The sequence below is a fragment of the Streptomyces sp. NPDC036764 genome, assembly GCF_055609385.1.
The window spans coordinates 402,498-428,470 of sequence record NZ_JBVJPT010000002.1; the positions used below are offsets into that span (position 1 = coordinate 402,498).

At 70.6% G+C, this 25,973-nt stretch carries 21 protein-coding genes and 2 pseudogenes; 9 read left to right on the forward strand and 14 right to left on the reverse strand.

The genetic code is table 11. The annotated features are described in order from the left end of the window. Positions 1–14: 14 nt before the first annotated feature. The 7 genes from ACZ69Q_RS13340 to ACZ69Q_RS13370 form a co-directional block, all read right to left on the reverse strand. Positions 15–1,079, reverse strand: coding sequence for an ABC transporter substrate-binding protein (locus tag ACZ69Q_RS13340; RefSeq protein ID WP_471041060.1), 1,065 nt, complete (start codon positions 1,077–1,079; stop codon positions 15–17). A gap of 116 nt (positions 1,080–1,195) precedes the next feature. Further along, the gene (locus ACZ69Q_RS13345) at positions 1,196–1,957 is read right to left on the reverse strand and encodes a sigma-70 family RNA polymerase sigma factor (RefSeq protein WP_471041062.1); all 762 of its coding nucleotides are present in this window, start codon (positions 1,955–1,957) and stop codon (positions 1,196–1,198) included. 166 nt (positions 1,958–2,123) lie between these two features. Continuing rightward, positions 2,124–2,762, reverse strand: coding sequence for a hypothetical protein (locus ACZ69Q_RS13350; RefSeq protein ID WP_471041063.1), 639 nt, complete (start codon positions 2,760–2,762; stop codon positions 2,124–2,126). 157 nt (positions 2,763–2,919) lie between these two features. Continuing rightward, the gene (locus ACZ69Q_RS13355; RefSeq protein WP_471041065.1) at positions 2,920–3,462 is read right to left on the reverse strand and encodes a copper chaperone PCu(A)C; all 543 of its coding nucleotides are present in this window, start codon (positions 3,460–3,462) and stop codon (positions 2,920–2,922) included. Continuing rightward, positions 3,459–5,801, reverse strand: a complete 2,343-nt coding sequence (locus tag ACZ69Q_RS13360; RefSeq protein WP_471041067.1) for a heavy metal translocating P-type ATPase — start codon at positions 5,799–5,801, stop codon at positions 3,459–3,461. The genes ACZ69Q_RS13355 and ACZ69Q_RS13360 overlap by 4 nt, the downstream gene beginning before the upstream one ends. Further along, positions 5,801–6,061, reverse strand: coding sequence for a hypothetical protein (locus ACZ69Q_RS13365; RefSeq protein ID WP_471041069.1), 261 nt, complete (start codon positions 6,059–6,061; stop codon positions 5,801–5,803). Before ACZ69Q_RS13365 ends, ACZ69Q_RS13360 begins: the two co-directional genes overlap by 1 nt. Positions 6,062–6,190: 129 nt before the next feature. Continuing rightward, entirely contained in the window at positions 6,191–6,790 is a 600-nt protein-coding gene (locus ACZ69Q_RS13370; RefSeq protein ID WP_471041071.1) for a DUF998 domain-containing protein, read from the reverse strand. A 289-nt stretch (positions 6,791–7,079) separates the two neighbouring features. Here ACZ69Q_RS13370 and ACZ69Q_RS13375 point away from each other — a divergent pair, with 289 nt between their 5' ends. Beyond that, entirely contained in the window at positions 7,080–7,550 is a 471-nt protein-coding gene (locus ACZ69Q_RS13375; protein ID WP_471041073.1) for a bifunctional DNA primase/polymerase, read from the forward strand. Here ACZ69Q_RS13375 and ACZ69Q_RS13380 read toward each other — a convergent pair. Further along, the gene (locus ACZ69Q_RS13380; RefSeq protein ID WP_471041075.1) at positions 7,537–8,046 is read right to left on the reverse strand and encodes a hypothetical protein; all 510 of its coding nucleotides are present in this window, start codon (positions 8,044–8,046) and stop codon (positions 7,537–7,539) included. The two genes, ACZ69Q_RS13375 and ACZ69Q_RS13380, sit on opposite strands and share 14 nt — an antisense overlap. Before the next feature lie 140 nt (positions 8,047–8,186). Here ACZ69Q_RS13380 and ACZ69Q_RS13385 point away from each other — a divergent pair, with 140 nt between their 5' ends. Then, complete coding sequence (locus tag ACZ69Q_RS13385) at positions 8,187–8,342, forward strand: hypothetical protein (RefSeq protein WP_471041077.1); 156 nt, start codon at positions 8,187–8,189, stop codon at positions 8,340–8,342. 25 nt (positions 8,343–8,367) lie between these two features. Here the strand turns inward: ACZ69Q_RS13385 and ACZ69Q_RS13390 are convergent, their stop codons facing one another. Continuing rightward, positions 8,368–9,639: a PP2C family protein-serine/threonine phosphatase gene (locus ACZ69Q_RS13390; RefSeq protein WP_471041079.1), complete on the reverse strand. Its 1,272-nt coding sequence runs from the start codon at positions 9,637–9,639 to the stop codon at positions 8,368–8,370. Between the two features lie 327 nt (positions 9,640–9,966). Here ACZ69Q_RS13390 and ACZ69Q_RS13395 point away from each other — a divergent pair, with 327 nt between their 5' ends. Together ACZ69Q_RS13395 and ACZ69Q_RS13400 are read left to right on the forward strand one after the other, a co-directional pair. Beyond that, positions 9,967–10,527, forward strand: a complete 561-nt coding sequence (locus tag ACZ69Q_RS13395; protein WP_471041081.1) for a hypothetical protein — start codon at positions 9,967–9,969, stop codon at positions 10,525–10,527. Between the two features lie 435 nt (positions 10,528–10,962). After that, positions 10,963–13,500, forward strand: a complete 2,538-nt coding sequence (locus ACZ69Q_RS13400; RefSeq protein ID WP_471041083.1) for a SpoIIE family protein phosphatase — start codon at positions 10,963–10,965, stop codon at positions 13,498–13,500. Positions 13,501–14,139: 639 nt separating this feature from the next. On the opposite strand, the pseudogene ACZ69Q_RS13405 reads toward ACZ69Q_RS13400, so the two are convergent. Next, positions 14,140–14,572 (reverse strand): annotated as a pseudogene (locus ACZ69Q_RS13405) (serine/threonine-protein phosphatase); the annotation flags it as partial. A gap of 556 nt (positions 14,573–15,128) precedes the next feature. Between ACZ69Q_RS13405 and ACZ69Q_RS13410 the strand changes: the two are divergent. Continuing rightward, a pseudogene (locus ACZ69Q_RS13410) lies at positions 15,129–16,165 on the forward strand (fatty acid desaturase family protein). 508 nt (positions 16,166–16,673) lie between these two features. Here ACZ69Q_RS13410 and ACZ69Q_RS13415 read toward each other — a convergent pair. After that, on the reverse strand, positions 16,674–18,440 hold the full coding sequence (locus ACZ69Q_RS13415; protein ID WP_471041085.1) for a fatty acyl-AMP ligase: 1,767 nt from the start codon (positions 18,438–18,440) through the stop codon (positions 16,674–16,676). Between the two features lie 113 nt (positions 18,441–18,553). Further along, a complete protein-coding gene (locus ACZ69Q_RS13420; protein WP_471041087.1) occupies positions 18,554–20,437 on the reverse strand; it encodes a fatty acyl-AMP ligase in 1,884 nt (627 codons plus the stop codon). Positions 20,438–20,724: 287 nt separating this feature from the next. Here ACZ69Q_RS13420 and ACZ69Q_RS13425 point away from each other — a divergent pair, with 287 nt between their 5' ends. After that, on the forward strand, positions 20,725–22,032 hold the full coding sequence (locus ACZ69Q_RS13425; protein WP_093695581.1) for a beta-ketoacyl-[acyl-carrier-protein] synthase family protein: 1,308 nt from the start codon (positions 20,725–20,727) through the stop codon (positions 22,030–22,032). On the opposite strand, the gene ACZ69Q_RS13430 is transcribed toward ACZ69Q_RS13425, so the two are convergent. Further along, positions 21,996–22,760, reverse strand: coding sequence for a LuxR C-terminal-related transcriptional regulator (locus ACZ69Q_RS13430; RefSeq protein WP_471041090.1), 765 nt, complete (start codon positions 22,758–22,760; stop codon positions 21,996–21,998). The genes ACZ69Q_RS13425 and ACZ69Q_RS13430 overlap by 37 nt on opposite strands. 385 nt (positions 22,761–23,145) lie before the next feature. On the opposite strand from ACZ69Q_RS13430, the gene ACZ69Q_RS13435 reads away from it, so the two are divergent. Both ACZ69Q_RS13435 and ACZ69Q_RS13440 read left to right on the forward strand, forming a co-directional pair. Continuing rightward, complete coding sequence (locus ACZ69Q_RS13435; RefSeq protein WP_051918932.1) at positions 23,146–24,135, forward strand: AraC family transcriptional regulator; 990 nt, start codon at positions 23,146–23,148, stop codon at positions 24,133–24,135. A gap of 120 nt (positions 24,136–24,255) precedes the next feature. Further along, positions 24,256–24,741: a TetR/AcrR family transcriptional regulator gene (locus tag ACZ69Q_RS13440; protein ID WP_471041091.1), complete on the forward strand. Its 486-nt coding sequence runs from the start codon at positions 24,256–24,258 to the stop codon at positions 24,739–24,741. A 514-nt stretch (positions 24,742–25,255) separates the two neighbouring features. Here ACZ69Q_RS13440 and ACZ69Q_RS13445 read toward each other — a convergent pair. After that, positions 25,256–25,678, reverse strand: a complete 423-nt coding sequence (locus ACZ69Q_RS13445; protein ID WP_471041093.1) for a secondary thiamine-phosphate synthase enzyme YjbQ — start codon at positions 25,676–25,678, stop codon at positions 25,256–25,258. Between the two features lie 123 nt (positions 25,679–25,801). Between ACZ69Q_RS13445 and ACZ69Q_RS13450 the strand changes: the two genes are divergently transcribed. After that, positions 25,802–25,885, forward strand: coding sequence for a putative leader peptide (locus tag ACZ69Q_RS13450; RefSeq protein WP_349817350.1), 84 nt, complete (start codon positions 25,802–25,804; stop codon positions 25,883–25,885). Positions 25,886–25,973 lie beyond the last annotated feature (88 nt).

The window sequence follows — 25,973 nt, forward strand, 5'->3', positions numbered from 1 at the left end:
GGTGTCGAGCACGGTCAGCCGACCTTGCCGGGGTACAGCGTCTTCGCGATCTCCTCGACGGTGTCGGCGTTGGCGACCCCGGCGATGGTGGTCCGCTCGGAGCCGATGCGCAGGAAGCGGCCCTTCTCGACGGCCTTCAGGCCCCTGGTCGCGGCGTTCGTCTCCAGCCATTTGCGGGCCTCGTCGTAGGCCTTGTCGTTCGCGGCCTCGCTGCCCCGGTCGCGCACCCCGAGCTGGATCCAGTCCGGATTCTTCGCGATCACGTCCTCCCAGCCGACCTGCTTGTAGTCACCGTCGCAGTCGGCGAAGACGTTGCGCGCCCCGGCGAGCGTGATGACGGCGTTGGCGACCTGGCGGTTGCAGACGGCCATGGGCTGCTTGGTGCCGGCGTCGTAGTCGAAGAAGAAGTACGTGGGCCGCTTCCCCTCGGGCGTGGTGCCGACCGCCTCGCGGACGGCGTCCACCTTCTTCTTCATGCCGGCGACGAGTTCCCCGGCCCTGGCGCTCGTGCCGGTGACGGCGCCGAGGGAGGTGATGTCGTCCTCTACGGCGGACAGGTCGGTGACCGGGCTCTTGCTCATGGCGGCGCACGCCGTGGACTTGAGGAAGATGTGCTTGATGCCGGCGGCCTTGAACTCCGCCTCGGTCGGCGCGTCCCCCATGCCGCCGCCCATGTTCATCGAGGCGAAGGTGTCGATGTACAGGTCGGCGCCGGATCCGAGGAGTTTCTCCTTGGGGATCACGGTCTCGCCGAGCACCTTCACCTGCTGCGCCCGCGCGTCGAGTTCGTCCGGCAGGGTGCCCTTGCCGGGCGGGAAGCCGGTGCCGGCGACCCGGTCCCCGGCACCCAGCCGGAGCAGCAGTTCGAGGCTGGAGGCATTGCTCGTGACGATGCGCTGCGGAGCGGAGGTGAAGGTGGTCTCGGCGCCCGCGCAGTCGGTGACGGTGACCGGATGGTCCGCTGAGTCGCCCTTGCCGGCGGCCGGACTCGCCGTCTCGTCGTTCCCGCTGCCGCAGCCTGTCGCCAGCAGGCCGCCGAGCACCGCGGCCGTCATGGCCCGCCCCACACGAGAACGCATCGCAAACTCCCCTGTATCCACTGGTCGTACGGGCGGATTTCGCCGCCGCCCGAACCAGTAGTCGGGGCGAACCCGGTGTCGGTTCCCGGCAGGGTGAACCGACACCGGATTCGGAGTCAGGCCGCCACGACGGCCGGTTCGGCCATGGCCACGGCGGGCGGTTCGGCCATGGCCACGGTGGCCGGTTCGGCAAGGGCCACGGCAACCGCCGGTTCGGCGAGGGCCACGGCGTCGTCCGCGACCGCGGTCTCTGCCTCCGCCAGCAGCTCGACGAGGGTCGCCCGGGCGCGTGCCACGCGCGAGCGGACCGTGCCGACGGGACAGTCGCTCATCTCGGCCGCCTCCGCGTACGGCAGGCCCACCATCTGCGTCAGGACGAACGCCTCGCGGCGCTCGTCGGGCAGCGCGTCCAGCAGGTCGAGCAGCGCGATGCCGTCATCGAAACCGGGCAGGCCGGTCGGCTGGGCGCGCTCCGCCACCAGCGTCCAGTCGTCGGTGTCGCACAGCCGGGGCCGGACGGCCGCGTAGCGGTGACTGTCGATCACCGCGCGCCGCGCGATGGACAGCAGCCAGGCCCGCGCCGAGGAACGGCCCTCGAACCGGTGCAGGCTGCCGAGCGCCCGCAGGAACGTGTCCTGTGCCAGGTCGTCGGCGGCCTGCGGATCGGCGGACAGATGCGCCACATAGCGCACGACGTCGCGGTGCAGCGAGCGGACGAAGCGGTCGGTCGCGTCGGCGTCACCGCCGCCGGCGGCCAGCGCCCACGCGGTCGTCGACTCGTCGCGGGAGACGGTCGTGGAGGTGCTGTCCGCCTCGTGGTCCGCCTTCGAATACCTCACGCGGGTCGGGCGTGAGGAAGGCAGGGCAGGAGTGATCACCTGGTTCCTTCTCGGTAGTCCGGACTCCGGCACGCAGGCGGGCACGACGGCGTACGACGTGCGGGCACACCGTGCCGGATGGGTCCGGGGAAGCAAGGGATACGGCCGTACGGCAGGTACGGCCGGAGCCCGAGGCACGGTCGCGCGCCTCGGGTGACCGGCTGTCTCAGATGACAGCGATCCCTGCTGGAGGACCCCGAGAGGTGATCGTGTGGACGAGCGGCAGCAGCCGCGGCGCCCGGTCGGAGTGCCCGCGCCGCGGACGCAGCCGTGGGCGGTGCGGTGGTGCGGGCAGGGCGAGCGACAGCCGCAGCGGGGCGGCCAGCCATCCGGCGACGGCCCGCAGGATGCGGAACGCTGCGCGTTCGCCGTGGCCGAGCCACAGGCCGCACAGGAGCGCGGCAAGGGTGTGGGCGGCGAACATGCCGAAGGAGGATGTGGCGCCCATGTCGTGGCCCATGTCCATGTGTTCCATCCCCATGTGTCCCATGGACATGGAACCGCCGTGCGCGGACATGGAACTCATGTCGTGCGCGGTGGCCGTGGTGGTGGAGGACTGGGCGAACTCGAAGGCCGTGTGCAGCCCGCCCTGGGCAGCGACCACGACGGACACGACCAGGGGGAGCCCGCGCTCGCGGCCGGCGAGGCACCAGCCCGCGCCGCCCGTCAGGACGGCACCGGCGGCCAGCGTCCACCAGGGGACGGTCTCGCCCGACATGAGGACGTGGCCGAGGGCGGCGAGCAGCACACAGACCGACGCGAACACCGCGGCCCGTATCGTGCGCACACCCCACCCAGCAGTCATGACGGCCCTCATCCTCGCATCCTGGGCCCACTCGTCACGGGTGGGTACGCACAACACCCCCGTTCCGCACTCAGGCCCAGAAGAGTGATACAGGACACATCGACTGGAGGGAACTGGGCACGCACACCGGCCGACAAGTGGTGGTGTGGGGCCGCCCTCACCCACCCTCGCCGGGGCGGACCACCTTGGCCTGCACATCGATCCGCCCACCGTGCTCGAAGTGCAGTGTGAACGGCACATATGTGCCCGCCACCCACTGCGGATCGGCCCGCAGTGTCACGTCCAGTCCGAATGGGGACATGGCGAGAGTGCTGTCGGCCGGGACGCGGGCCGAGTCCACCGTCTGCGCCGACGCCGCGTTGCCGCCGGCCATCCGATGACGGCTGAGCGTCGCCTCGCCTAGGACCGCGGACGACGTCACCTTCAGCAGCCGGTCGTCCGAGCCGCCGGAATTGGTGATCCGGAAGAACGCCGCGGTGTCCCGGACGTCGCCGTACGGCAGGAAGACCTGCCCTGCGGTCACCGTGACCCGCGCCGGGCTGCCCGCGTTGCCGGAGCCGGCCCAGGTGGTCAGGCCGCCCAGGGCGACGGCGCATGCGGCGATCGGGGCGAGCGCGGCGAGCAGGCCGTCGGTGATCCGGCGGCGGGTCGGGCGCCAGGCCCGGGGGTCGGCCGGTCGTTCGGCCGTGGACACGGTCATCGGGTACGTCCTCCAGCGACGGCGGGCGTGCGGCCCCGCACTCCGGCCTGCTCGCGACTGCGGCCCGCGGCCGGCTGCCAGGCCCGCAGCCGCAGGCTGTTGCCCACCACGAGCAGAGAGCTCGCCGACATGGCGACCGCGGCGACCATGGGGTTGAGCAGTCCGACCATGGCGAGCGGCACGGTCACCAGGTTGTAGCCGAAGGCCCACAGCAGGTTGGCGCGGATGGTGCCCAGAGTGCGCCGGGCGAGCCGGACCGCGTCGCCGAGTGCTTCGATGTCCCCGCGCACCAGGGTCACGTCGGCGGCCCCGATCGCCACGTCCGTGCCCGTGCCCATGGCGATACCGAGGTCGGCACCGGCCAGCGCCGCCGCGTCGTTGACGCCGTCGCCGACGACCGCGACCCTGCGGCCCTCGCGCCGCAGTTCCCGTACGAGGCCGGCCTTGTCCTCGGGTGTGCGGCGCGCGTGCACCTCCTCGATGCCGAGGGCGGAGGCGACGGCGCGGGCCGGTGCCTCGCGGTCGCCGGTGGCGAGCACCGGGTGGATGCCCAGGCGCCGCAGCCGGTCCACGGCACGGTAGCTGCCGGGCCGTACGACGTCCCCGATCTCGATCAGTGCCTCGACGACCCCGTCGACGCGGACGACGACGGGCGTGTGTGCGGCCGCCTCCGCCACCGGCAGGGCGTCCGCCAGTGCCGTGGGCAGCGACTCGTCCGGCGCGAGCACCTCCACCACGCGCCCCTCGACCCGACCCTGCACGCCCCGGCCGGCCTGCGCGCTGAAGTCCCGCACCTCGGGCAGCGCCTCGCCTTCGGGCAGGACCCTGCGGGCATGAGCGACGACCGCGCGGCCCAGCGGATGTTCCGAACCCTGCTCCACGGCACCGGCCAGCCGCAGCACGGCGTCCTTGCCGAGCCCGCCGGGCACGGCGGTGACGCCGGCGACGGTCATGTGCCCGGAGGTGAGGGTGCCGGTCTTGTCGAGGACGACGGTGTCGATGTGCTGGAGCCCTTCCAGGGCCTGCGGGCCGCGGATCAGGACGCCGAGCTGCGCGCCGCGTCCGGTGGCCGCCATCAGCGCGGTCGGGGTCGCCAGGCCCAGCGCGCAGGGGCACGCCACCACCAGGACGGCCACGCACGCGGTGATCGCCGCCTGCGGGTCGGCCCCGGCCCCGAGCCAGAACCCGAGCACGGTGACGGCCAGCGCCAGCACCGCGGGCACGAACACCCCGGCGACGGCGTCGGCAAGCCGCTGCGCCCGCGCCTTGCCTGCCTGGGCGTCCGTCACCAGGCGTGTGATCCGGGCCAGTTGGGTGTCAGCACCGACGGCGGTGGCCCGCACCAGCAGCATGCCGCCCGCGTTGACGGCGCCGCCCACCACCGGTGAGCCGGACCCGACCTCGACGGGGTCGCTCTCCCCGGTGACGAGCGACAGGTCCACGGCGGAGTTGCCCTCGGCCACCTCGCCGTCGGTCGCGACCCGCTCCCCGGGGCGTACGACGAAGATCTGCCCGACGGTCAACTCCTCGATGGGGATGAGGCGTTCGCTGCCACCCTCCCGTACCGACACCTCCTTGGCGGCGAGCCGGGCGAGTGACCGCAGCGCCGCCCCGGTGCCCTGACGTGCCCGTGCCTCCAGGAACCGGCCGGCCAGCACGAACAGGGGGACGCCGACGGCCGCTTCGAGGTAGACGTGCGCGACGCCGTCCGAGGCGGAGGGCAGCAGGCTGAACGGCATCCGCATCCCCGGCGCGCCGGCGCCGCCGAGGAACAGGGCGTACGCCGACCAGGAGAAGGACGCCACCACGCCGAGGGAGACCAGCGTGTCCATCGTCGCCGTCGAGTGCCGCAACCCACGCGCTGCCCGCACGTGAAAGGGCCAGGCGCTCCAGACGGCGACCGGGGCGGCCAGTACGAAGCAGAGCCACTGCCAGTTGCGGAACTGCCAGGCGGGCACCATCGACAGCACGAGCACCGGCACCGCGAGCAGGGCGGTGACCAGCAGCCGGTCCCGCTCCGACCGGACGTCCTCGGACTCCCGTCCGCCCCCGCTCCCGGCCTCTTCCTCATGGCCCGTTGCGTCCCGGCGCCGGCGTGCCTCAGGCGGCTCGGGCAAGGCGGCCGTGTATCCGGCCTGTTCGACGGTCGCGACGAGTTCCTCGGGGCGGACGTGCGGGGGATGGCTCACCCGGGCGCGCCCGGTGGCCAGGTTGACCGTCGCCGTCACGCCTTCCAGCTTGGCGAGCTTCTTCTCCACCCGCCGTACACAGGCCGCGCAGGTCATCCCGCCGACGGTCAGGTCCGTGGTGGTCATCGGGGGTGCGGGTTCGATGGCCATCAGCCGCCGCTCCCGTGCCGCATGTCCGTGTTGCCCATGTCTCCCATGTCTCCGGTGTCCTGATGCTCCGAGCCGTCGCCGCTGCCGCTCGTTCGGGGGCCGTGCATGCCGGGCGCGACGGGCCCGGAGCCGGCTCCGACGGCGTACGACGCCGTGAAGATCAGGGCGAGCAGCAGCAGAAACCCGCAGAGGGCGGGTGGCGGGGCGAGTGCGCGCAGTACCGCGCCCGCCCCGCGAGAGGACTGCTGGGGTTGATTCATCGGCGGCCTCCTGATGTGCGTACCGCTACAGGAGTCGGGCTCGGGGGACAGGGAGTTCCCGGACCTTGTCCGCCATTTCGGTCACCGTGAGCGGCTGTCACGGCGAACGGCCGTCACGGCGAACGGCCGTCACCCTGAACGGCTGACGCCGTATCGGTGCCGGAGGCAGGAGGCGACGACCACGAAGGGCCACAGGGACTGGATGGAGGTCACCAGGCGTTCGGCGACGCCGACGGGACCGTCGTAGTGCATCTCGACCAGGAACCAGACGGCGCTGACGAGCATCAGCACGGTCGCCGCGACGGAGGGCACGAACCTGAGCCCCCAGGGTCCGGCACCGCGGCGATCGGCGGCCAGGACGGGCCACATGGCGAGGAGGGCGAAGCCGACCCCGGCGACCGCGCCGTGGCGCAGGGATCCTCCGCTGCTCGGCGGCGGGAGCGCGGCCACCACGAACGCCGTCACTCCCCCGGCGCCCAGCGCCACCCGTCCCGGGAGCGCGGCCGCCCGCAGCCCCAGGGCGGTGACCAAATGGCACAGGCCCAGGACGGCCAGCGCTGTCGTCATCACCCAGAATCCCGCAGCGCCGTAGGCCGCCAGGACGCTGATCGTCTGCGTGACGGGGTCGTAGGCGGGGCCTTCCAGGTGCGCCGCGATCAGCCACCCGCCGATCAGTACGACAGGCGCGCATCCCGACGAAAGCAGCGCCCATCTAGACACGAGTCGCATCAAGACACCGTAAAACGCCCGAATCAGTTGGCCCGTCAGCTACACGCAGTCGACCGGCGCCGCGGTCGACACTCCGTCAGGTCACCGGCGCCGTCGACGCGAACGAGGATCTCGGCAGGGCCCCGGAACAGGTCGATGCCGATCCCACCGGAGCCGAACAGCCCTGCGAGAGCCGCACGGATCACCTGCAAACGCCAGGCCACGCCACCCCTTCCGGCGCATAGAAATATCCACCAGCATGAGGGGCCCTGAACGGGACGGCGGAGCCGAGAGGCACGGGGAGTGGGACATGCAGCGCGCCATGGGGAAGCAGGCCGTCGACTGGCTCGCGGCGGCCGCGACGGATCCTCGCTCGTGCAAGCGGCAGTGGGACCAGGGCGCGGACGCGGTGCTGTTGGAGGCCGGCCGTGTCTGGGACGTGCTCAGCGTCCCCGAGCGCCTCGGCCTGAGCGCCCTGGATCTTCTCAGACGCATGCGACCGCGGGCCTGCGGCCCGGTGCTGATGAACTGTGGGGCGCGACGGGTCGGCTTCTTCATACTGCCGGCCGGCGCCAGCGGGTGGGCCGGACCCGGAGTCCGCCATGCCGGCCGGGGCTCGTGGGTCGCGGTACCGCCGCCCTACCTCTGCGGTGGCTGGCGGATGGAGTGGCTGCTGCCGCCCGACGGGAGCGGCGCCCTGTACGACCCCGCCGCGGTGCGGCTGGCGCTGCGCGCGGTCGGCGGCGCGCTCGCCGTCCCGGTGGGCGTCAGTCGGTCGTGAGCGGATCGGCCACGCCGACGCGTCCACCGCTGCCGCTGCCCTCCCACACGAACAACGGTCCGGGAAGGCCACGGGGGACGACGATCGCCGGGACGCGCTCGGGCGACGGGTTCTGCGCGCAGGCGTCCCGCTCGACGGTGCCGGCGCCCGGATCGACCGCTGCGGCGTCCCCCTCGACCGTCCCGAGGTGGCGCTCGTCCGCCCGGGCCGGCCCGTAGTCCACGCGGGCGGGCCGGCCGGCGGCCAGGGCCGGGGTCAGACCGGCACAGGGACCGACGGCCCAGGAGGTGACCGTCTGTCCTTGGCCGGCGGCTGCCACGAGAAGGTCCCACGACATGTCCCGGCGCCCAGGCACCGTGCGCCCCTTGGCACGCCACTCCGCGACCAGGGCCGCGTAGATCGACGGCCGGCCCGGGACGCCGGTGACCGGCACGACGTACGACATGGGTGCGTCGTCGCCGCCGAGGACTCGCCGCGCCGCATCAGTGCTGTCCATGCCGGAGCAACGCCGAGGCGTGCGCCGGTGGTACGCCGGACGCCTTCGCCACCACCCAGTCGAGTGAGGAGATAACCCGGATGGAGTCATCCGTGCCCGACTCACACCGCCCGCCCTCGAACAGGACAGGAGCCACCCGCTTGGAGCGCGACGACAGCGAGGACACCGCCGGCTGCCCGTGGTGCGACGCGCTGCGGGAGGCGAGCCTGCCACCTACGGCACCGCCGCCCAAGTCGCCGGGACGGCGCCATGACCCGTACGTCTCGGGCGCGCAGTACGACCACGACGACTGGTGAGGAACGGCGCCGGGGCCGGTGTCGCTCACGTGGCCTCGCGGTCGTCGCGCAGCACGCGATCGTGGAGTTGGGCGGCCAGTACGGCGACGTCATCCTCGGCGTGCCGGGCGTCGAGGCGGGCGAGCACGGTGTCGATGACGGCCTCGACACCCGCGGTGGCCTCGAAGGCGACGCCGGCCAGCCGGTCCAGGGAGTGGTCGATGTCCTCGCCGCGGTGCTCGACCAGGCCGTCGGTGAAGAGCACCAGCGTCTGGGTCGGGTCCAGTCGGTAGGTGGCCGGCTCGTAGCCGCCGAGGCCCGTGCCCAGGGGCGGGCCGACCGGCACCGGCAGCAGTGAGGTGCGGCCCTGCCGGTCGATCACGGCCGGGGGCAGGTGACCGGCGCTGGCCAGGGTGACCTGGCCCCGGTCGGGGTCGACGCGCGCGATCAGGCAGGTGGCCGGCCGACGGTCCGGTTCCGCGGACGCGCTGTCGTCGAGCTGGCGCAGCACGCGGTGCGGCGGCAGGTCGGCGGATGCGATGTAGCGCAGCGAGGAGCGGTACGCCGTCATGTCGACGGCGGCCTCCAAGCCGTGTCCCATGACGTCGCCGACGACGAGCAGCGTCCGTCCGAAGTGCAGCCGGACGGTCTCGCACCAGTCGCCGCCGACGAGGGCGCTCTGTCCGACGGGCATGTAGCGGATGGCCACGTCCAGGTTGGGGTGCGGACGGCCGGGCTCGGCGAGCAGGGCGCGCTGGAGGTTGCCGACGACGCCGCTGACCCGCTCGTGCTCGCGGGCGTGCCGGATGTGGGAGGCGGCGCGTTCGGCGAGGAGGCCGAGGAGCTCGGCCTCCTCCGGGGTGAACGGTGCCCGCTCGCGTGCGCAGACCAGTCCGCCGCAGAGGTGTCCGTCGGTGGCCACGGGAACGCAGAGCGCCGTTCGGCCTCGGCCGGCCGAGGCGTACAGGACGGGGGACGTGGCCTCCTCAAGCGCGCCCATCTCCCGCACGGCGGCGAGGGCCCACGGGATGCCGGGCAGCAGCGTCGGGTCGCCCTCGACGGCCTCGTACCGCGCCACGGCGTCGCCGCCGATCCGCAGCACGGCCGCCGCGCCGCCGGCCTGCCGGACCGCCTCCCGGGTCAGTTCCGCGCAGGTCATGCCCTCGTCCAGGGTGGTGCCGATCCCGGCCAGTGAGGTGCGCAGCGCGGCGAGCCGGGACGGCACGACGAGGCCCTGGTCGGGTACGCCGCCGGACGCGGCGGGCCCCGCCCTCGGCCGTCTGGGAAACGACTGAAACCAGCGCACCACAACAAACACCCTAGAACGGTCACAAACATTCACCGGCGACGCACAGACCGGCCGGCTCCCGGCAGGTGTCCCGTGGGGGCGCCGCTTGGGACGCGAGCACGGACAGCGTACGAGCGGTGACCCGGCGGGAACGGGCGGCGCCCGGCGGTCCCGGCGCACTCGACCGGCTCCGGCGTACTCCGCCGGCCCGGGGGCGCACGCCCTGCTACCTGCCTGTTTGGCGCGCGGGCGCTCGCCCCATACGGGGAATTGAGCTCCCGCCGTATGGCCGCGACACCCGCCACCCGGTGCACTAAGGCATCAACCGGGCGTCAGCGCACCACAGGGAGGCTCTTCATGGCACTCACGGAGTGGACGAAGTCGATGGAATGGCTGGCCGCGGCGTCGGAGGACCCGGGCGCCTGCAAGCAGGAGTGGCAGAACGGCAGCACCGGGGTCGCGCTGCTGGAGGCCGGACGGTTCTGGGACGTGCTGATCGTGCCGGAGCCGCTGGGGCTGCGGGTGGCCGACCTCCTCGACGAGCTGCCGCTGCTGGAACCCGGCCCATGCCTGCTGGACGCCCGGCGCCGGCATGTGGGCTTCCTGCTGCCTCCGGAGCCGCAGACCGTGTGGATCGGCACCGGGGTGCGCCTGCTGGGCGCCGGGACCTGGATCGCGGCCCCCGCCCCGCACTGCCGCTGGGGCGCCCTGCGTTGGCTCGTCCCGCCGGACGGCACCGGCACCCTCAACATGCCGGAGGTCATGGAGGTGGCCCTGCAACGCTGCGCGGGCGAACTCTCCCGCCTCCAAGGGCACTGCGCGCCCGCCGCCCATGGCCATACGACTCCGGCCGAACGGCCGGTCGAGGATGCCGGGCTCGTGCGCCAGTGCGTGGCGGGGGAACGCGTACGGCCGTGACGAGCCCGCCTCGCCGGCGCCGTGCGTGTCCTTCAAGCGCGAGGACGCGGACTCGACCGGCGAGGTGACCGCGTCCGGCCTTCTCCTCAGCCCAGGAAGCTCAGCCGAACCTGACGGTGGGCGTTGGTCTTGTTGGTGTCCGCCAAACTCCGTTAAGACAACCGTCAAGGTAGCCGAGCGCGGAATCTCCACCGGATACATTTCGCGGTCTTCCGGGCGGGTGCCGGGGCCCTCAGTATCCGCCCGCATCGTGCGAGCCGTGGCGAGCTGCTTCTGCGCCAGGTCGATCCCGGTCGGGTGGGCCCCTGCTCTGGCCGGCCAAGCGGAAACGTAGGAACTTGCTGCTCGGTCCGTGGATGCTGGACGGCCTTCCCGGCCCGACAGGTGCCCACGGGGAGCCATGGACCGCCCTAAAATGGAACAAATTATCCATCGATGATCGAGGGCAACGTGTCGGCCAACGGTGTGGCATCGAACTTGTACCCGTTCGGCGCCGCAAGTGTCGGCGAGGCGCCCGAGCGCGACGACGCGCTGGTCAGTGCCATCGTCGGTGCCGTGGAGCTGGCCGGAGCGCATACCGGAAGCGTGTTTCTGCTCTCCGGCGACCACCGCTCGCTCGTAGTAGCCGCGTCGTGCGGGTCGCCACCCTCCCTGCTCAGCGGGTGGCGTCGGATCCCGGTGAACAGCGGTCTGCCAGTGGCGGAGGCGTACCGCTCCGGGCGCATGGTCCATCTGGCCGGCGCGGAGGAGACGATGCGGCGCTTCCCGCAGCTCTCGGTCGCCCTGCCCTACCCGTTCGGCTCTGCGTCGGTCCCCGTACGGGCGGGCGAGCGGACCTTCGGCACCATGGCCGTGGTGTGGACGGCCAGGCCGGACGGGACAGGGTTGTCGAGGGCGCAGCGCCGGAAGCTGCGCTCCGCCGCCAGCCGGCTGGGCACCACCCTCGCCGGACTGCGGGCCCGCGGCGCGCTCGGTGAGTACGACGAGCGAACGGCTCCGGTAGTGGTCCCGCTGCCATCCGCTCCGGTGATCCGGGTGGGTCTGTTCGACTGGAATCTCGAGACCGGAGCCCTCACGGCCGACGACGAGCTGTGCGCGATCTTCGGAATGCCGCCCCGCGAGTTCGACGGACGGGCGGCCACCCTGGCGGCCATGATCGAGCCCGCGGATCTGCCCGGCTTCCGGTCCTCCGCCCGTGCCGCGGTCCAGGAACGCCACGTACTGGCACACTGCCTGCGCATCCGGGACGGCCGCGGAGGCCACCACACCGTCGAGCTGTGGGGCCGGGTGCCCGAGAGCCCTGACGACCTGGAGGCCTCGGCCCATCTGGTCGGCGCCGTACTCGACTCCGGGAGCCGCATGGCCGCCGTCGCGGCGATCGAGCGGCTCGCGGACGGCTTCTTCGCGCTCTCGCCCGACGGACGCCTCGCTTACGCCAACCACAGCCTGGAGAATCTGCTGCGGGTCCGCCAGGACGAACTGCTCGGCCGACGCCCCTGGGACGTCCTGCCCTGGCTGGCCGATCCCGTGTACGAGGACCGCTACCGGGCCGCCCTGGTCTCCCAGCAACCGGTCTCCTTCCTGGTCCGCCGCCCACCGGACAACTGGCTGGTCTTCTCCCTCCACCCGGGCGCTCAGGGCATGACGGGGTGGGCGGCACCCGTGCGACAGCCCGTACCAGCCGACACCGGACCCGGGGCAACCCTCGTGGAAGGGGGGCCGCCCGCCTCCTGGTCACCTCCGCCCGCGGCCCCGCGCGTGGGTTCCCTCTACCGGGTGCTCACGCTGGGCAGCGCGCTCACCGAGGCGGTCACCGCGCACGAGGTGTTCGAGGCCGTCGCGGAGCAGCTGCTGCCCGCTTTCGGCGGTCAGAAGCTGGCGATCGCCGTGGTGGAGGAGCGGCGCCTGCGCCTGCTCGATCAGCGCGGCTACTCGAAGCGCTTTCTCGCCCGGTTCGAAGGCACTCCGCTGCATGCCCGGCTGCCCGTGACGGACGCGCTGACCTCCGGGGCCCCGCTGTTCGTCGAGTCCCGTGAGGAGCTTCTCGAGACCTACCCCGGGATCATGGTCAGTCAGTCCAACTCCTGGGCGTTCCTGCCCTTGATCGCCTCGAACCGCCCGGTCGGTGTCTGCCTGCTCGGCTTCGACGACGTCCACCGATTTCCCGACGAGGAGCGCGGAGTCCTCACCGCGCTGGGCGGCCTCATCGCCCAGGCCCTGGAGCGCGCCAGGCTCTACGACGCCGAATTCGCCCTCGCCCGCGGCCTGCAGAACGCGCTGCTGCCGCACGGGCTGCCCACACTGCCGGGCCTCGATGTCACCGGGCGCTATCTTCCGGGCACCAGAGGGATGGACATCGGCGGCGACTGGTACGACGTCATCCCCACCGGCGACGAGGTCGCGCTGATTGTCGGGGACGTCGAGGGGCACAATGTCGCCGCCGCGGCCGCCATGGGCCAGCTGCGCAGCGCGGTACGAGCCTTCGCCACCGCCGGCCACCGGCCGAGCGACGTCGTCGCCAACACCAACCGACTCCACATGGACCTCGACCCGGCGCTCCTCGCAAGCTGCTGCTACGCCCGCCTCCATCCTCGCTCGGGGGTCGTGCGCATCGTCCGTGCCGGCCACCCCCCGCCCTTGCTGCGCCTGCCCGACGGGCAGGCCGAAGTCCTGGATGTGCCCGGCGGCCCTCTGCTCGGCATCGACACAGCGGCACACTTTCCGGAGTCGGAGCTGCGCCTCGTACGCGGGTCGGTCCTGGCCCTGTACACAGACGGACTGATCGAGAGGCGTGACTCGGACATCGATTCCGACGTCGACCGGCTCCGGGCGTCACTGGCCCGCATGGGCGGGGGCCGCCTGGAGGATCTGGCCGACGCGCTGCTGCGGGACGCCCGCCGTTCCGCCGACAGGGCGGACGACATCGCCCTCCTGCTCACCGAGTACGCCCCGCCACCGCAGACGGCGACATAGCCGGCGTCCGCACGCGCCGGCTCCGGCCCGTCGCCGTGAGGCAGCAGGCTCTCCGACGCCGCCGTCCCCTGCCCCGGATCTTCCCCGTACGCCCCCTGGTAACCCGACGGGTCCCAGGTCCTGGCACTGTCCCTCGTGGCGGCCGCAGTGATGTGAAAGGGGCCACATATCCGCTGGCCGAGCGGCCGGAGAAGGCTCGGTTGAACTCGTCGACGGTCTGCCGGCCCTTCAGGGACAGCGGCTCGGGCACGGTGGCCGCCTGGTGCTCTGTTCGCTGGACGCCGCCGAAGGCCAGACGGCCGGGGCCGTGGTGGGGCGGTGGTCAGCCAGCAGGGAGAGCAGTCCGTACGTCAAGAAACAGCAGAGGCGGCTGTTGCTCAACTCGCAGCACGATGAGCGCATCCCCGCCTTCCGCTACGGCCGCCCCGGGCCGGCAGTCCGGGGACCGGTTCCGTCGGTTCCGCAGAAGGCACTCGGTCGGGCCGGGGCGAGCGGCGTCGGTGACCGCCGTGACCATCGTGACGGGGGACGTGGGCGACTCCGGCCCAGGCACCACACCCGGAAGGCAGTGGGGTGAGTTCTCGTGATCCCCGTCAGGCTTCTGGCCGATACCGGCAGTAAGCCCGTACTCCCCGGCACCGTGGTTCTGCGCTTGGTGACGATCATGTCGGCGACCAGGCCAACGAGCCTGCGCAGCGGGCCGCCGGTCGTCGTCGACGACGGTGTCGAGGGTGAGGGCCATCACCCACACCTGGTCGCTGCCGTCCAGCATGGGCAGATACATCCGTACGCCGTCCGCCTGCGCGACCTCGACGGTGGTCCTGGTGAGGAAGGCCTTGCCGGCAGAGGAGTCGGCGATCGGCTCGGGCCCACCGACCAGCAGTCCCCTGCCCGGCAGCGGCGCCATCAGTTCCTGCCCGTAGTCCTGCGGCAGGATGGACACCTCGCGACCGCCGAACCTGGCGACCTCCTCCGCGACCGGAGGAGCGATGAGCTGCGGTGGCATCTCGTGGGCCCGGTCCAGCAACAGGCCCAGCAGCCGCTCACCGAACCCTTCCGACCGGTCGGGCATGCTCAGACGAGGCTGCCGGCTCTGCTCCCTTCCGCCATGCCCCACCCTTCTCTCAGCGTCCTTTGAGCGGCCCTATGCGCGTAGCCAAAGGAATGGAGGCAGAGGGCCCCGGCGGAGCGTAGTCCGTGCAGAGACCGCCGCCGCACTGCGGCCGTACAGGGCCATCACGCCGACTGCGGCATGTCACCCCAGCCGCGTGTCGTTGTGGCGGCGCCTCTCGGCGCCCAGCCGGACCCGCGTCACCGGCCGCCATGAGAGCGCAGACCGCGCCAAGAGCCCTGTGCTGTTGCAGTGTGAGACCCGCCTGGCAGGGAGCCCGATTCAGATAGAGGGCTTGCGCGGCCGCTGGCTGATGAAGCAGACCTGTCCTTGCTCCGCAGTAGCGCCATGCGCTTCCCGCAGTGAGGAAGCGCATCCCTGTTTGCGGCCCGGTCTCAGCGGCTCCCAGGGAGGCGTCCGAGCTACCCGCCTCCTTCGGAGAGAGTTTCACCATCATGACCAGAAGTACCGCGGTCCGCCCCCGCCCTCGGGGACGTCCGGCAGTGACTTCGCCCGATTGTCGAGAAAGATCGCTGCTGCCGGCCTGCTGGGACGCCGCCCCGGCTATTACGCGCTGCGGATCACGCTCGTGGCCTGGCTGTGCGTGGGCGGGTGACGCCTCGCGCTCATGGGCCCCAGTTGGTGGACACTGGCGATCGCCGCCTTCCTGGCCGTTGCCTTCGGTCAGGTCGCCCTGCTCGCGCATGACGCGGCCCACCGTCAGGTGTTCCGGCGGCGCCGGGCCAGCGAGGTGTCCGGACGGATCGCCGGTGCCGGTATCGGGATGGGCTACGGGTGGTGGCACGACAAACACACCCGCCACCACGCCAACCCCAATCACGAGGAACTCGACCCTGACCTCGACCCCGACCTGCTGGTCTGGTCCCAGGATCAGGCCGGGCCGGGCCGGGCCGGGCCGGGCCGGGCCGGGCCGCCAAGGGTCTCCCCCGCCTGATCGGCCGCTGGCAGGCGTTCCTGTTCTTTCCGCTCCTCACGCTGGAGGGCTTCAACCTGCACGTGTCGAGCGTGAAGGCGCTGGCCAATCGCTCACTCAAGCACCGAACGCTCGACGGCACCTTGCTGTTCGCGCACTTCGCTGCCTACCTGACCGTCCTGCTCTGGCTGTTGCCGTCCGGCATGGCGATCGCCTTCCTCGCCGTCCACCAGGGCCTGTTCGGCGTCCACCTCGGCTCTCTCTTCGCGCCGAACCACAAGGGCATGCCGATCCTGACGGGCGAAGACCGCCCGGACTTCCTCCGCCGCCAAGTGCTCACCTCACGCAACGTGCGCGGCGGCAGGTTCACCGACATCGCACTGGGCGGGCTGAACCATCAGATCGAGCACCACCTGTTTCCCGGCATGCCCAGCCCCAACCTGCCCAAGGCCCGCATTATCGTGCGGCGCCACTGCCAGGAACTGGGTCTGGACTACGTGGAGACCGGGCTGATCACCTCCTACCGGCTGGCCCTCGCGAGTGTCCATCAGGCCGGAGCACCGCTTCGCACACCGGCGTCCCGGCAGGAACGTGCCCTTGCCATCGGCGGCAGTGATTGACGGAGCAGCTACGACCGGCGGGCCACCGGTGACGATGAGGCGCGCGGAACTGCGGTGCACGAGCCGTCCCGGCGGAAATGGGGCGCGCGCAGCGCGGCCTCGATCGCGTAGGCCACGGAGGAGACCGGGTCCGCGATCACGGCGAAGGCGAAAGCGAAGAAGAGGACCGAGTGCCGCGGCGAGCGCGGGTCAGCGACCTGTACGAGTGTGGCGGGTGGGACTCGAACCCACGGCCGACGGCTTGCCGAGACTGCTACCGCTTACGGGGCTCATGAATGGCCAGCAGCGCCGATTCACCTCACTGCGTTTAGCCGTTGCAAGACACACCAACACCGCCGGTGCATGTCGATCACCACATGCTGAAGGAGGAAGGGACGGGCCTGCGGCCTGAGCGCAGAGTGCCGACCGGCACCGGTTACCCGGCGCCGGGATCCTGCGTCGGCGTACCTGCACGGTGCCCTGGCCGGGCAAGGCCCGCCAGGGCACCGGATGCGCAGAGGACGCACCGTCATTCGATGAGGGCCGCCTCGAAGCAACCCCCGAGGTACCGGTCCCGGCTGTCGCGCCGTTGCAGCTTGCCGGTCGTCGTGAGCGGCAGCGTCCCCGGCTTGAGGAGGACGACATCGTGTACCTGGATGCGGTGTCCGGCATGGACCGCGCGCCTGATCTCCTGCTTGATCTCCTGGGCGATCACATGATCACCGGTCTCGCCTCCGGCTGCCGTCGTCGTCTCGGCGAGCACGATGAGCCGTTCGTGTGCGCCGTCGTCGACCGACACCGCGCAAGTACCGAACTCGCGGACTGCCGGGTGGCTGGCCTCAACGGTGGCCTCGATGTCCTGCGGGTAGTGGTTGGCACCGGCGATGATGATGACATCCTTTGCCCGGCCGGTGATGAACAGCTCCCCGTTCTGCACGAATCCGAGGTCACCAGTACGGAGAAACCGCTCCCCCGGCTGATCGGGAATGGACCCCCTGAAGGTCTCGGCAGTCTCCTTGGGAGCGTTCAGATACTCCGTTGCGACGCTCGGGCCGGATACGAAGATCTCACCCACCTCGTCCTCCCCGCAGGGCTTGCCTGTCTCCGGGTCCACGGTTATAGCCGTGCTCAACGGATGGATCGGGCCGCAGCCGACCAACTCCCGGCTGTCCTGTGCCGACGCGGCTGGGCGCACCTTTCCGGCGGCGAGCGACTCGGGGTCCAGCCGCAGGACTTCCGGGGCCTGGCCGACCGGCACGGCCGTGACCATCACTGTCGCCTCGGCGAGGCCGTACGCGGGGGACAGCGCCTCGCGCCGGAAGCCGGCCTCCGCGAATGCCGCGCTGAAGCGGTCGAGCGTATCGGAGCGGACGGGCTCACCTCCGACCAGCGCCATCTCCCAGCGGCTGAGGTCGAGTTCCCGGCGCTGAGCGTCCGTCACCCGGCGGACGCACAGGTCGTAGGCGAAGTTCGGCGCGCAGCTGTCCGCGCGTCCGAGCCGGGAGATGGCCCGCAGCCACGTGAGCGGACGCTGCACGAAGGTCATCGTCGGCAGCAGGATGGCATCCCGGCCGGAGAAGAGGGGGTCGAGGACATTGCAGATGAGGCCCATGTTGTGGTGCGGCGGCAGCCACGACACCGACGACGGTCGGGGCAGCCCGGCGTCGTCGGCAGAGCGACGCGTATTGTCGTATATCAACGACAGATTGTTCAGCACATTGCCGTGAGTGATCGCGACGCCTTTCGGCACACCGGTCGATCCCGAGGAGTACTGCAGATAGGCGACCATCTCAGCGGTGGCCACCGGTGGGGTCCACTCCCGGGCCAGGTCCAGGGGTACCTCGTCGGTCGCCACCCGGTTGAGTTGGGCGAGCCCGTCGGTGTCGGTGAGGACGTGCTCCGCGGCGGCAAGCATGGGACCGGTCGACAGGAACAGCGAGGGCTCGGAACTCGCGGCGATCGACTCCACCCGGGTCCATTTGGCATTGCTCCGCGTCCCGTCGAGCGGAGCCACCGGCACCGGGATCAGACCGGCATAGATGCAGCCCAGGAAGGCGACGTGGAAGTCCAGTCCCGGCGGGTAACTCAGCAGCGCGCGTGCGCGCGCGGCAGGAACCTGCTGTCGCAGCGTCACGGCGACAGCCCGCGCCCGGCGGTCGAGTTCGGCCAGGGTCAGTGATTCTGATTCCTCGACACCGTCGCCCAGGAACACAAAGTTTTTCCGGTCGGGCTCGGCTGCCGCACGAGTGCGGCACAGGTCGACCAGCGTCGGCAGTGCACCGTGCTCGCCGGCCACCGCCTCGGGCAGCCGGACACCGTGCTCGGGATTGGTTCGCATATGACCACTCCAAACGGAGGAAGAGGCAGAAGGCGGTGGACAGTTCGCGCGCCCCCTGCATGGAGCGAGGTTCAGACTGTTGCGAATGTCCGCGCCCGGTACCTGGACCGGCACTGTGCGCGCTGCAACTTGCCGCTGGTGGTGAACGGCAGCGCACCGGCCTTGACCAGGAGGACGTCGTCGGCCCGGAGGCCGTGCCCGGCGAAGACGGCCTCCCGGACGGCTTCTTCGACCTCATCGGCCGTGTGGGTCGCGCGGGGACCTGGCGGAGTGTCCGGGACGGGGCCGGTCGTGACGCGGTACCGGCTGTTGATCTCAGCCAGGACGACGAGGCGTGTGCGTCCGCCGTCCTCGGCGGTGAAGGCGCAGCAGCACCCCTCTCGTATGGCGGGGTGGCTTGCTGCCGCGGTCGCCTCGATGTCGTACGGGTAGTGCTGCATGCCCTCCACGACGATGAGGTCGTCCACACGGCAGGTGACGAAGAGCTGACCGCCGTCCAGGAAGCCCAGGCTGCCGGTGCGCAGGAACCGGCGGCCCTCGTGGCCGCGCACGGTGGCGTTGAACGTACGCGCTGTCTCCTTCGGGGCGTTCCAGTACGCGGCACCGATACTCGGTCCGGACGCCAGGATCTCCCCTGTCTCGTCCGGGGCGCACGGTTCGCCGGTGGCCGGATCCACCACCGCGATGGTCATGGACTGGTGTACCTGGCCCAGGCCGACCAGCCGGCGCACCTCGTCCTCGGGTCCGGCTCGCTGCACCTTGCCTTTCGCCAGCGCCACCGCGTCGAACCGGCGGATCACCGGTTCGGGCTCCACCGGCCCGCCGCTGAGCATGACAGTGGACTCGGCGATGCCGTAACTCGGGAAGAACGCCTCGCGGCGGAAGCCGGCCGGGGCGAGCATGGCACTGAACTGGTCGATCGTCTCTGCACGCACCGGCTCGTCGCCGACCACCGCGATCCGCCAGGCGCTGAGATCGAGGGAACGCACCTGCTCCTCGGAGACGCGCCGCAGGCACAACTCGTACCCGAAACCGGGTGCTGAACTGATGCCCGCCCCGCGTTCCGATATCGCGCGGAGCCAGTTGACCGGATGCTGGGTGAACGCCGAGGGCGGCATCATTACGGCGTCGTACCCGACGTAGATCGGCTGCAGGACCCCGGTGATCAGTCCCATGTCGTGGAACACGGGCAGCCAGGACACAACAGGCGGCAGCCGGTCGAAGTCGTCCGTGGCCCGGGTACCGTTGGCCAAGATCAACGAGAGGTTGTGCAGAACGTTGCCATGGGTGAGCTCCACACCCCGGGGCGGACCGGTCGTGCCGGAGGTGTACTGCAGGTACGCGATCGTGTCAGGGCCGATGCCGGGGGCATTCCAGCCATACGCGTCCGTCTCACTGATCTCGTCGGTCGCCACAGAGGTCGGCCGGCGTGGTGTGGAGATGTCCTTCAGCAACGCGTCGACACGGTTCAGCCTTGACCCGTTCGACAGCAGCACATCCGGTTGGCAGCTATTGACGATTGCCCGGAAGCGCGCATACCGGTCGTCGACACCGACGCGCAGCACCGGAGGAGCCGGCACCGCGATCAGGCCGGCATACAGGCAGCCGAAGAAGGCGGACACGAAGTCCAGGCCGGGCGGGTAACTCAGCACGGCGCGGGCGCCCTGCGGGGCTTGCCTGCTCAGACGCGCCGCGATTGCCCTTGCCCGGGCGTCCAGTTGGGCGAGGGTGAGCGAGTCGGACTCTTCGAGGCCGTTCTCCAGGAAGGCGAACATCCGTCGATCCGGCTCCCTGGACGCGCGATACCTGCAGAGCTCGACCATGGTCGTCGGCTCCAGTCGGGATTCTGTTACGGCATCCTCTGACATCGTGGTCCTCCTGTTCGACTCGGCCATTGGCATTTCCCCTGCCATTTCCCCACTGAGCCGCCGGGACTTGGTTAAGTATTCAGCCATTGCTGTACGTGTGCGTCTTGGTGGTTTCCGCTCGAAGAGATGCTAAGTCGGCGGAGAAATATCGGGTATCCGCCGCGGGATGGGTCCATCCCCCCTGCCGGAGGCGAGCTTCGAGTAGGCCGGAAGACGGATGAAAGCCATCCTCCGGTCGCCGTCACGGTTCGGTCCGTCGGCCGTTACGGAAAGTGCCTCGTACTGGATAACGTCATGACGACGGCCAGTCGACGACGAATGGCCCGTATCCAAGGGAGAACGTTTCCCCAGAAGGCTTCAGAAAGGGAACCTCGATGTCCTACGACGCATCTGACGACTACTTCTTGGGTTATCCGAAGCTCCCCGAACTCCCCGATCTCCCCGGTCGCCCGGACGGGGAGGTCCTGGGTACGACCGGCGTGGTGGTCACCGGTTTGGGAATGACCACGCCGCTGGGCGGCGACGTCCACTCCACCTGGAAGGCGCTGCTCGCCGGCGAATCCCCGATCACCGTGCTCGACGAACCGTGGTCTCGCGATCTGCCCGTACGACTGGCAGGTCGGCTGAGTCAGGAACCGACCGAGGTACTAGACCGGGTCGAGGCCCGACGGATGGACCGCTGCCAGCAGATCGCGATGGTGGCCGCCCGGCAGGCATGGGCCGACGCCGGCGCGCCCGAGGTGGCGCCGGAGCGGCTGGCCGTGGTGATCGGCACCGGTCTCGGCGGCGGGGGGACGCTGGTCGACCAGCACGACGTGTCGTTGGCCAAAGGGCCGGGCCGCGTGTCGCCGTTCGCGGTGACGATGTTGATGCCCAACGGTTCGGCCGCCGCCGTCAGTCTGGCTCTCGACGCCCGGGCCGGCGCCCACGCGCCGACCAGCGCCTGCGCCTCCGGAGCGGAGGCAATAGCCATGGGGCTCGCCTTACTGCGGGACGGGCGGGCCGATGTCGTTGTCGCCGGCGGCACCGAGGCATGCATCGGCCGGCTGTCCATGGCGGCTTTCGCCCGCATGGGAGCCCTGTCCGGCCGTCATGAGGACCCTCAGAACGCATCGCGGCCGTTCGACAGTGCCCGTGACGGCTTCGTCATGTCCGAGGGCGGCGGCGCCGTCGTGCTGGAGCGGACCCAGTTCGCGAAAGCTCGTGGCGCGCGGATGTATGCCACGCTCGCCGGTACAGGGATGAGCTCCGACGCGCACACCATGACGTCTCCGTCAGCGGACGGTCAGATCAGTGCGATCCGCGAGGCCTTGCGCTCCGGCGGCCTCGGCCCGCAGGACATCGTTCACGTCAACGCCCACGCTCCCGGTACGCCCGTCGGTGACCGTATCGAGGCGGCGGCACTGCTGGAATCGCTCGGTCCGCACGCTCTGGTGACGGCGACCAAGTCGATCACCGGCCATCTCATAGGCGGGGCCGGGGCGATCGAGGCCATCTTCACGGTCCTGAGCGTCTTCACCGACGTGATTCCCGCGACCAGGAACCTCGACGACAAGGATCCTGAGGTGAAGGTGGACATCGTCACGGGAACCCCGCAGCGCATCAGGGTCACCGCAGCCATCTCGAACTCCTTCGGTTTCGGCGGTCACAACGTGGTTCTCGCGTTCACCAAGCCCGCCTGACCACGGCTTGGGACGGGCGGCCGCAGGACAGGGGGCCTGCCGCGGCCTGTTTGTGGCTGGGGCGGGGGCACGAGACCGCTCCGCTGGGCCATCAGCGCCGCGTGCATCCGGTTCGGCAACTCGAGCTTGGCGAGGATGCGCGAGACGTGGGACTTCACGGTGGCGAGCGTGACATGCAGCTCGTGGGCGATCTCCTGGTTCGACCTGCCCATGGCTATACCGCAGAGAACTTGGGCCTCGCGGCCGCTCAGGCTTGCCAGGGCGACCGCGTGAGACCGCTCATGTGGCGGCGGCAGAATCTCGAACCGATCGATCAGCCGTCGGGTCATCGTGGGGCACAAGAAGGCCGCGCCGTCAGCAACCGCACGGACAGCCGAGATCAGCTCGTCCTGGCTGGCACTTTTGAGCAGAAAACCACGTGCGCCCGCCTTCAGCGACCCGAGCAGATAGCTGTCAAGGGCGTTGCTGGTCAGGACAATTATCCCCGGCGCGACTCGGGTGACTACCGTCCCCAAGGGCCGGGCGAGTTTCCCGATGAATTCGCATTCGGCATCCACGAGGACGACCTGCGGTCGCCGCAGTTCGGCCATGCGTAATGCTTCCTCGCCGACTCTCGTATCTGCGACCACCGTGATATCCGGCGCCTCCCCGAGGGCCTGCCGGAATCCGCGGCGCACGAGATCCTCATTGTCGACCAACATTACTTCCAACGTGCTGAACTCGTCCATCATTCGCTCCGCCCATGCGATTCGGAAGTGCCCCCGTTGCCTTCGGCAACCAGCAACCGGCACTGTGCGTTTCACTGGCTGTGCTCGAGAATGTTTTCCGGTGCAGCGGTCGCGCACGTGAGGACCGCGGGCCGCGCCGAGCGCTCCAGACAGCGGTGGCTGATAACGCGTGCGCCCCCTGGCCCGCACGCACATCCCGACTAGGCTGAATGGGAGCATACGGCGGGATCCGCCGCATCGATCCCTTCCGATGCTAGGGGGATTGGCAGTGCTGGTTCCAGGCAATGGCGGCCATGCTGTTGGCCGTTCCGGCCACAGGGTGGCGGCCGACGAAGTCTCCACAGCTCCACGGCTGTTCAACCGAGGCATCGCAGGTGTGCGCGCGATGGTGGACGTGGGCGTCGAGCGTGGAGTGCCCGTACCGGCATGCCTCGACGGCAGTGGTGTGGACGAGAACGCTCTTGCCGACGATGCCGCACATGTCCGGGCCTGGCAGGAGCTCACTGTGGCGCAGAACCTGGTCCGCGCCACGGGCGACGCTCCCGGCCTGGGGCTCGCGGTCGGCAGCCGGATTCCGCTGCGTACGTACAGCGTGTTGGGCTTCGCACTGCTCGCCAGCCCGACGCTGCGCGAGGCCGCGGCTGTGGGACTGCGCTACCTGGAACTCACCTTCGCCATGGTCGGGATCCACCTTCAGGAGGACGGAAACGAGGTCCGTCTCGTCCTGGACGACGGGCTGGTGCCCCCGCCCGTCCGGCACTTCTTCATCGAGCGGGAAATAGCCAATATCCGGGCCATCCTCGACACCATTGTGGGCAGGCCCTTCACCCCCCTCCGGCTGGATCTGCGCTTTCCACGGCCTGAAACGTCCGCGCCGTACGAGACGTTTGACGACGTGCCCATCGCCTTCGGGGCGCCGCGCAACGCGATCGTCACCCTCGCGGCGGTACTGGAGCAGTCGCTGCCGCAGGCGGACCAGCACACCATGCAGGTGTGCGAACGCGAGTGCAGGCTCCTGCTGGCCCGGCGCACCGACACCGGATTCGCAGCGCGGGTACGGGAACTGCTCATGCAGTGGCCGGACGGCATCCCTGACATGGGCGTTGCCGCAGCCGCGCTGCACGTCTCCACCCGCACTCTGCGCCGGCGTCTGGCAGTGGAGGGCACGTCCTACCGGCGTCTGGTCGACGCAGCGCGGCACACGCGTGCTGTCGAGATGCTGTCCACCCTCGGACTCGGGGTCGACCAGATCGCCGTACGTCTCGGGTACGCCGACGCAGCGGCATTCATCCGCGCTTTCCGCCGGTGGACTGGTGCGACCCCCGGTGCCTACCGAACGCGATCAGTACGCAACCTGTCGAGGGCCCACGAGTGAAGGACGGCCCTGCTGCCTCTGTGGGGTGGCGCGTCATGTCGGCCATGTGCGCCGTGGTGATCGCCACCGCTGCGAGCCTCACTGCACTGCGACGTGATGTCACCTAGGAAACCCGCACTATTGCGGGACGGCGGAGGCGATCAGAAGCCCCGCGAGCACCTGATCGCCACTGCTGCACGCCTCATCGCCGAACACGGGAGCGTGGACCTGACCGTGCGCGGCATCGCCCGCGAGGCCAAGGTCGCCGACGGCGTGTTGTACAACCACTTCGCGGCCAAGGAAGAACTCCTCGCCGAAGCCCTGCACGCGCACGTCACGACCGTCATGACTGGCGCCGGTGAACCGCCGGTGGCCGGTCGGAGCACCGTCGAGGACAACCTCCGTGACTACATCACCCGCGGGCTCGATGTGCTCACCCGTATTCTCCCGGTCTTCGCCGGACTCATCTCCCAGCACAAGATCTTCGCTCGTTTCGCACCCATGCATGCTCCCGGCATGGGAGCAGGGCGCGACGGTCTGCGAGCCGCCCTGTCCAACTACCTCCGGGACGAGCAGCAACTGGGCCGACTGGCTCCGCAAGCCCGATCGACGCCGCGGCCACCATGATCCCTCTCGCCCTTCGGAACCGTTCCCCCTCCGGCTTCTCCAGTTGCCACGGGGGCGACTTCGCGGGGAAGAACCAGTGCGGCCCGTCCGCGAATCTCTGACGACGGCACCCGCCGGATGCGCCATGCTTGGAGGCAGTACGGCACAGCGCGTCTCGCCCGGCCTGCCGGCGCGAAGCGTGGCGTTTCCCTCGACGAGGTGCACTGATCAGTGAAGTCCGGTAAGTCGACCCTCGCAGCATGGCTCCACCGCCTCGACGCCGAACACTTGGAGCAGGTACTCGCGGCACGGCCGGCCACGGCCGACGGATTATGAGTCCGCTGCTCTGCTCGACGCCGAAACGCGCTCCTTCCGGGCTTCCCGGTCGCCGCATACAGCCAGCCGCCCAAGAGGCTGCTGACAGAGCTCCTACAGGATTCAGCAGGCGCCAAGCCCACGGGGGTACAGTCCCCCAGCCCCACTCCTTGCCCATTCAGTGCGGCCAGACTTTGCCCCTACAGTCTCACCAGAACTCCTAACTGAGGAAGCTCAGCCGAACCTGACGGTGGGCGTTGTCCTTGTTGGTGTCCACGAGGCACACCGACTGCCAGGTTCCGAGCTCCAGCCGCCCGCCCACCACGGGCAGTGTCGCGTGCGGCGGGACGATGGCCGGCAGGACGTGGTCGCGGCCGTGCCCGGGGCTGCCGTGGCGGTGCTGCCAGCGGTCGTCGGCGGGAAGGAGGGTGTGCAGTGCGGCCAGGAGGTCGTCGTCGCTGCCGGCGCCCGTCTCGATGATCGCGACACCGGCTGTCGCATGCGGCACGAAGACGTTCAGCAGTCCGTCGCGGCCCGCCGCCGCCTCGCGCAGGAAGGCCTCGCAGTCGCGGGTGAGATCCACGACCCGCTCCGAGGAGCCGGATGCGACGTTCAGAACTCGGGTGGTGAAGGCGTCTGACATGCCCTCCATCCTCGCCCATGCGGCCGAGTTCACCCGTCGGCAGACGGCCGGGGCGTGATACGCGAGGTCCACTTCGCGAGACACCATTGACCGTGACCGCGCCATCTGGCTAATTTCTGCGGCATGTTGCGTTCAGCCCTGCTCACCACGCGCGGTCACATCGACCTGCTGCGGGTGGCCTCTGCCGCGTGTCGCCGCGGCTGCTGACGCCCTTCTTCTTCCTCGCCTCCTCCGCATCCGCGGCACCGCCCTGTCCTCGTCTCTGACCCACGTGTGAGACGCGGCGGCGCCGGGG

Excerpts from the sequence above, each read along its gene's own strand:
- ACZ69Q_RS13340 (WP_471041060.1), bottom strand. The coding sequence starts at position 1,079 with ATGCGTTCTCGTGTGGGGCGGGCCATGACGGCCGCGGTGCTCGGCGGC.
- ACZ69Q_RS13350 (WP_471041063.1), bottom strand. The coding sequence starts at position 2,762 with ATGACTGCTGGGTGGGGTGTGCGCACGATACGGGCCGCGGTGTTCGCG.
- ACZ69Q_RS13355 (WP_471041065.1), bottom strand. The coding sequence starts at position 3,462 with ATGACCGTGTCCACGGCCGAACGACCGGCCGACCCCCGGGCCTGGCGC.
- ACZ69Q_RS13360 (WP_471041067.1), bottom strand. The coding sequence starts at position 5,801 with ATGGCCATCGAACCCGCACCCCCGATGACCACCACGGACCTGACCGTC.
- ACZ69Q_RS13365 (WP_471041069.1), bottom strand. The coding sequence starts at position 6,061 with ATGAATCAACCCCAGCAGTCCTCTCGCGGGGCGGGCGCGGTACTGCGC.
- ACZ69Q_RS13370 (WP_471041071.1), bottom strand. The coding sequence starts at position 6,790 with ATGCGACTCGTGTCTAGATGGGCGCTGCTTTCGTCGGGATGCGCGCCT.
- ACZ69Q_RS13375 (WP_471041073.1), top strand. The coding sequence starts at position 7,080 with ATGCAGCGCGCCATGGGGAAGCAGGCCGTCGACTGGCTCGCGGCGGCC.
- ACZ69Q_RS13380 (WP_471041075.1), bottom strand. The coding sequence starts at position 8,046 with ATGGACAGCACTGATGCGGCGCGGCGAGTCCTCGGCGGCGACGACGCA.
- ACZ69Q_RS13395 (WP_471041081.1), top strand. The coding sequence starts at position 9,967 with ATGGCACTCACGGAGTGGACGAAGTCGATGGAATGGCTGGCCGCGGCG.
- ACZ69Q_RS13400 (WP_471041083.1), top strand. The coding sequence starts at position 10,963 with ATGATCGAGGGCAACGTGTCGGCCAACGGTGTGGCATCGAACTTGTAC.
- ACZ69Q_RS13420 (WP_471041087.1), bottom strand. The coding sequence starts at position 20,437 with ATGGCTGAATACTTAACCAAGTCCCGGCGGCTCAGTGGGGAAATGGCA.
- ACZ69Q_RS13425 (WP_093695581.1), top strand. The coding sequence starts at position 20,725 with ATGTCCTACGACGCATCTGACGACTACTTCTTGGGTTATCCGAAGCTC.
- ACZ69Q_RS13430 (WP_471041090.1), bottom strand. The coding sequence starts at position 22,760 with ATGGACGAGTTCAGCACGTTGGAAGTAATGTTGGTCGACAATGAGGAT.
- ACZ69Q_RS13435 (WP_051918932.1), top strand. The coding sequence starts at position 23,146 with ATGGTGGACGTGGGCGTCGAGCGTGGAGTGCCCGTACCGGCATGCCTC.
- ACZ69Q_RS13445 (WP_471041093.1), bottom strand. The coding sequence starts at position 25,678 with ATGTCAGACGCCTTCACCACCCGAGTTCTGAACGTCGCATCCGGCTCC.
- ACZ69Q_RS13450 (WP_349817350.1), top strand. The coding sequence starts at position 25,802 with ATGTTGCGTTCAGCCCTGCTCACCACGCGCGGTCACATCGACCTGCTG.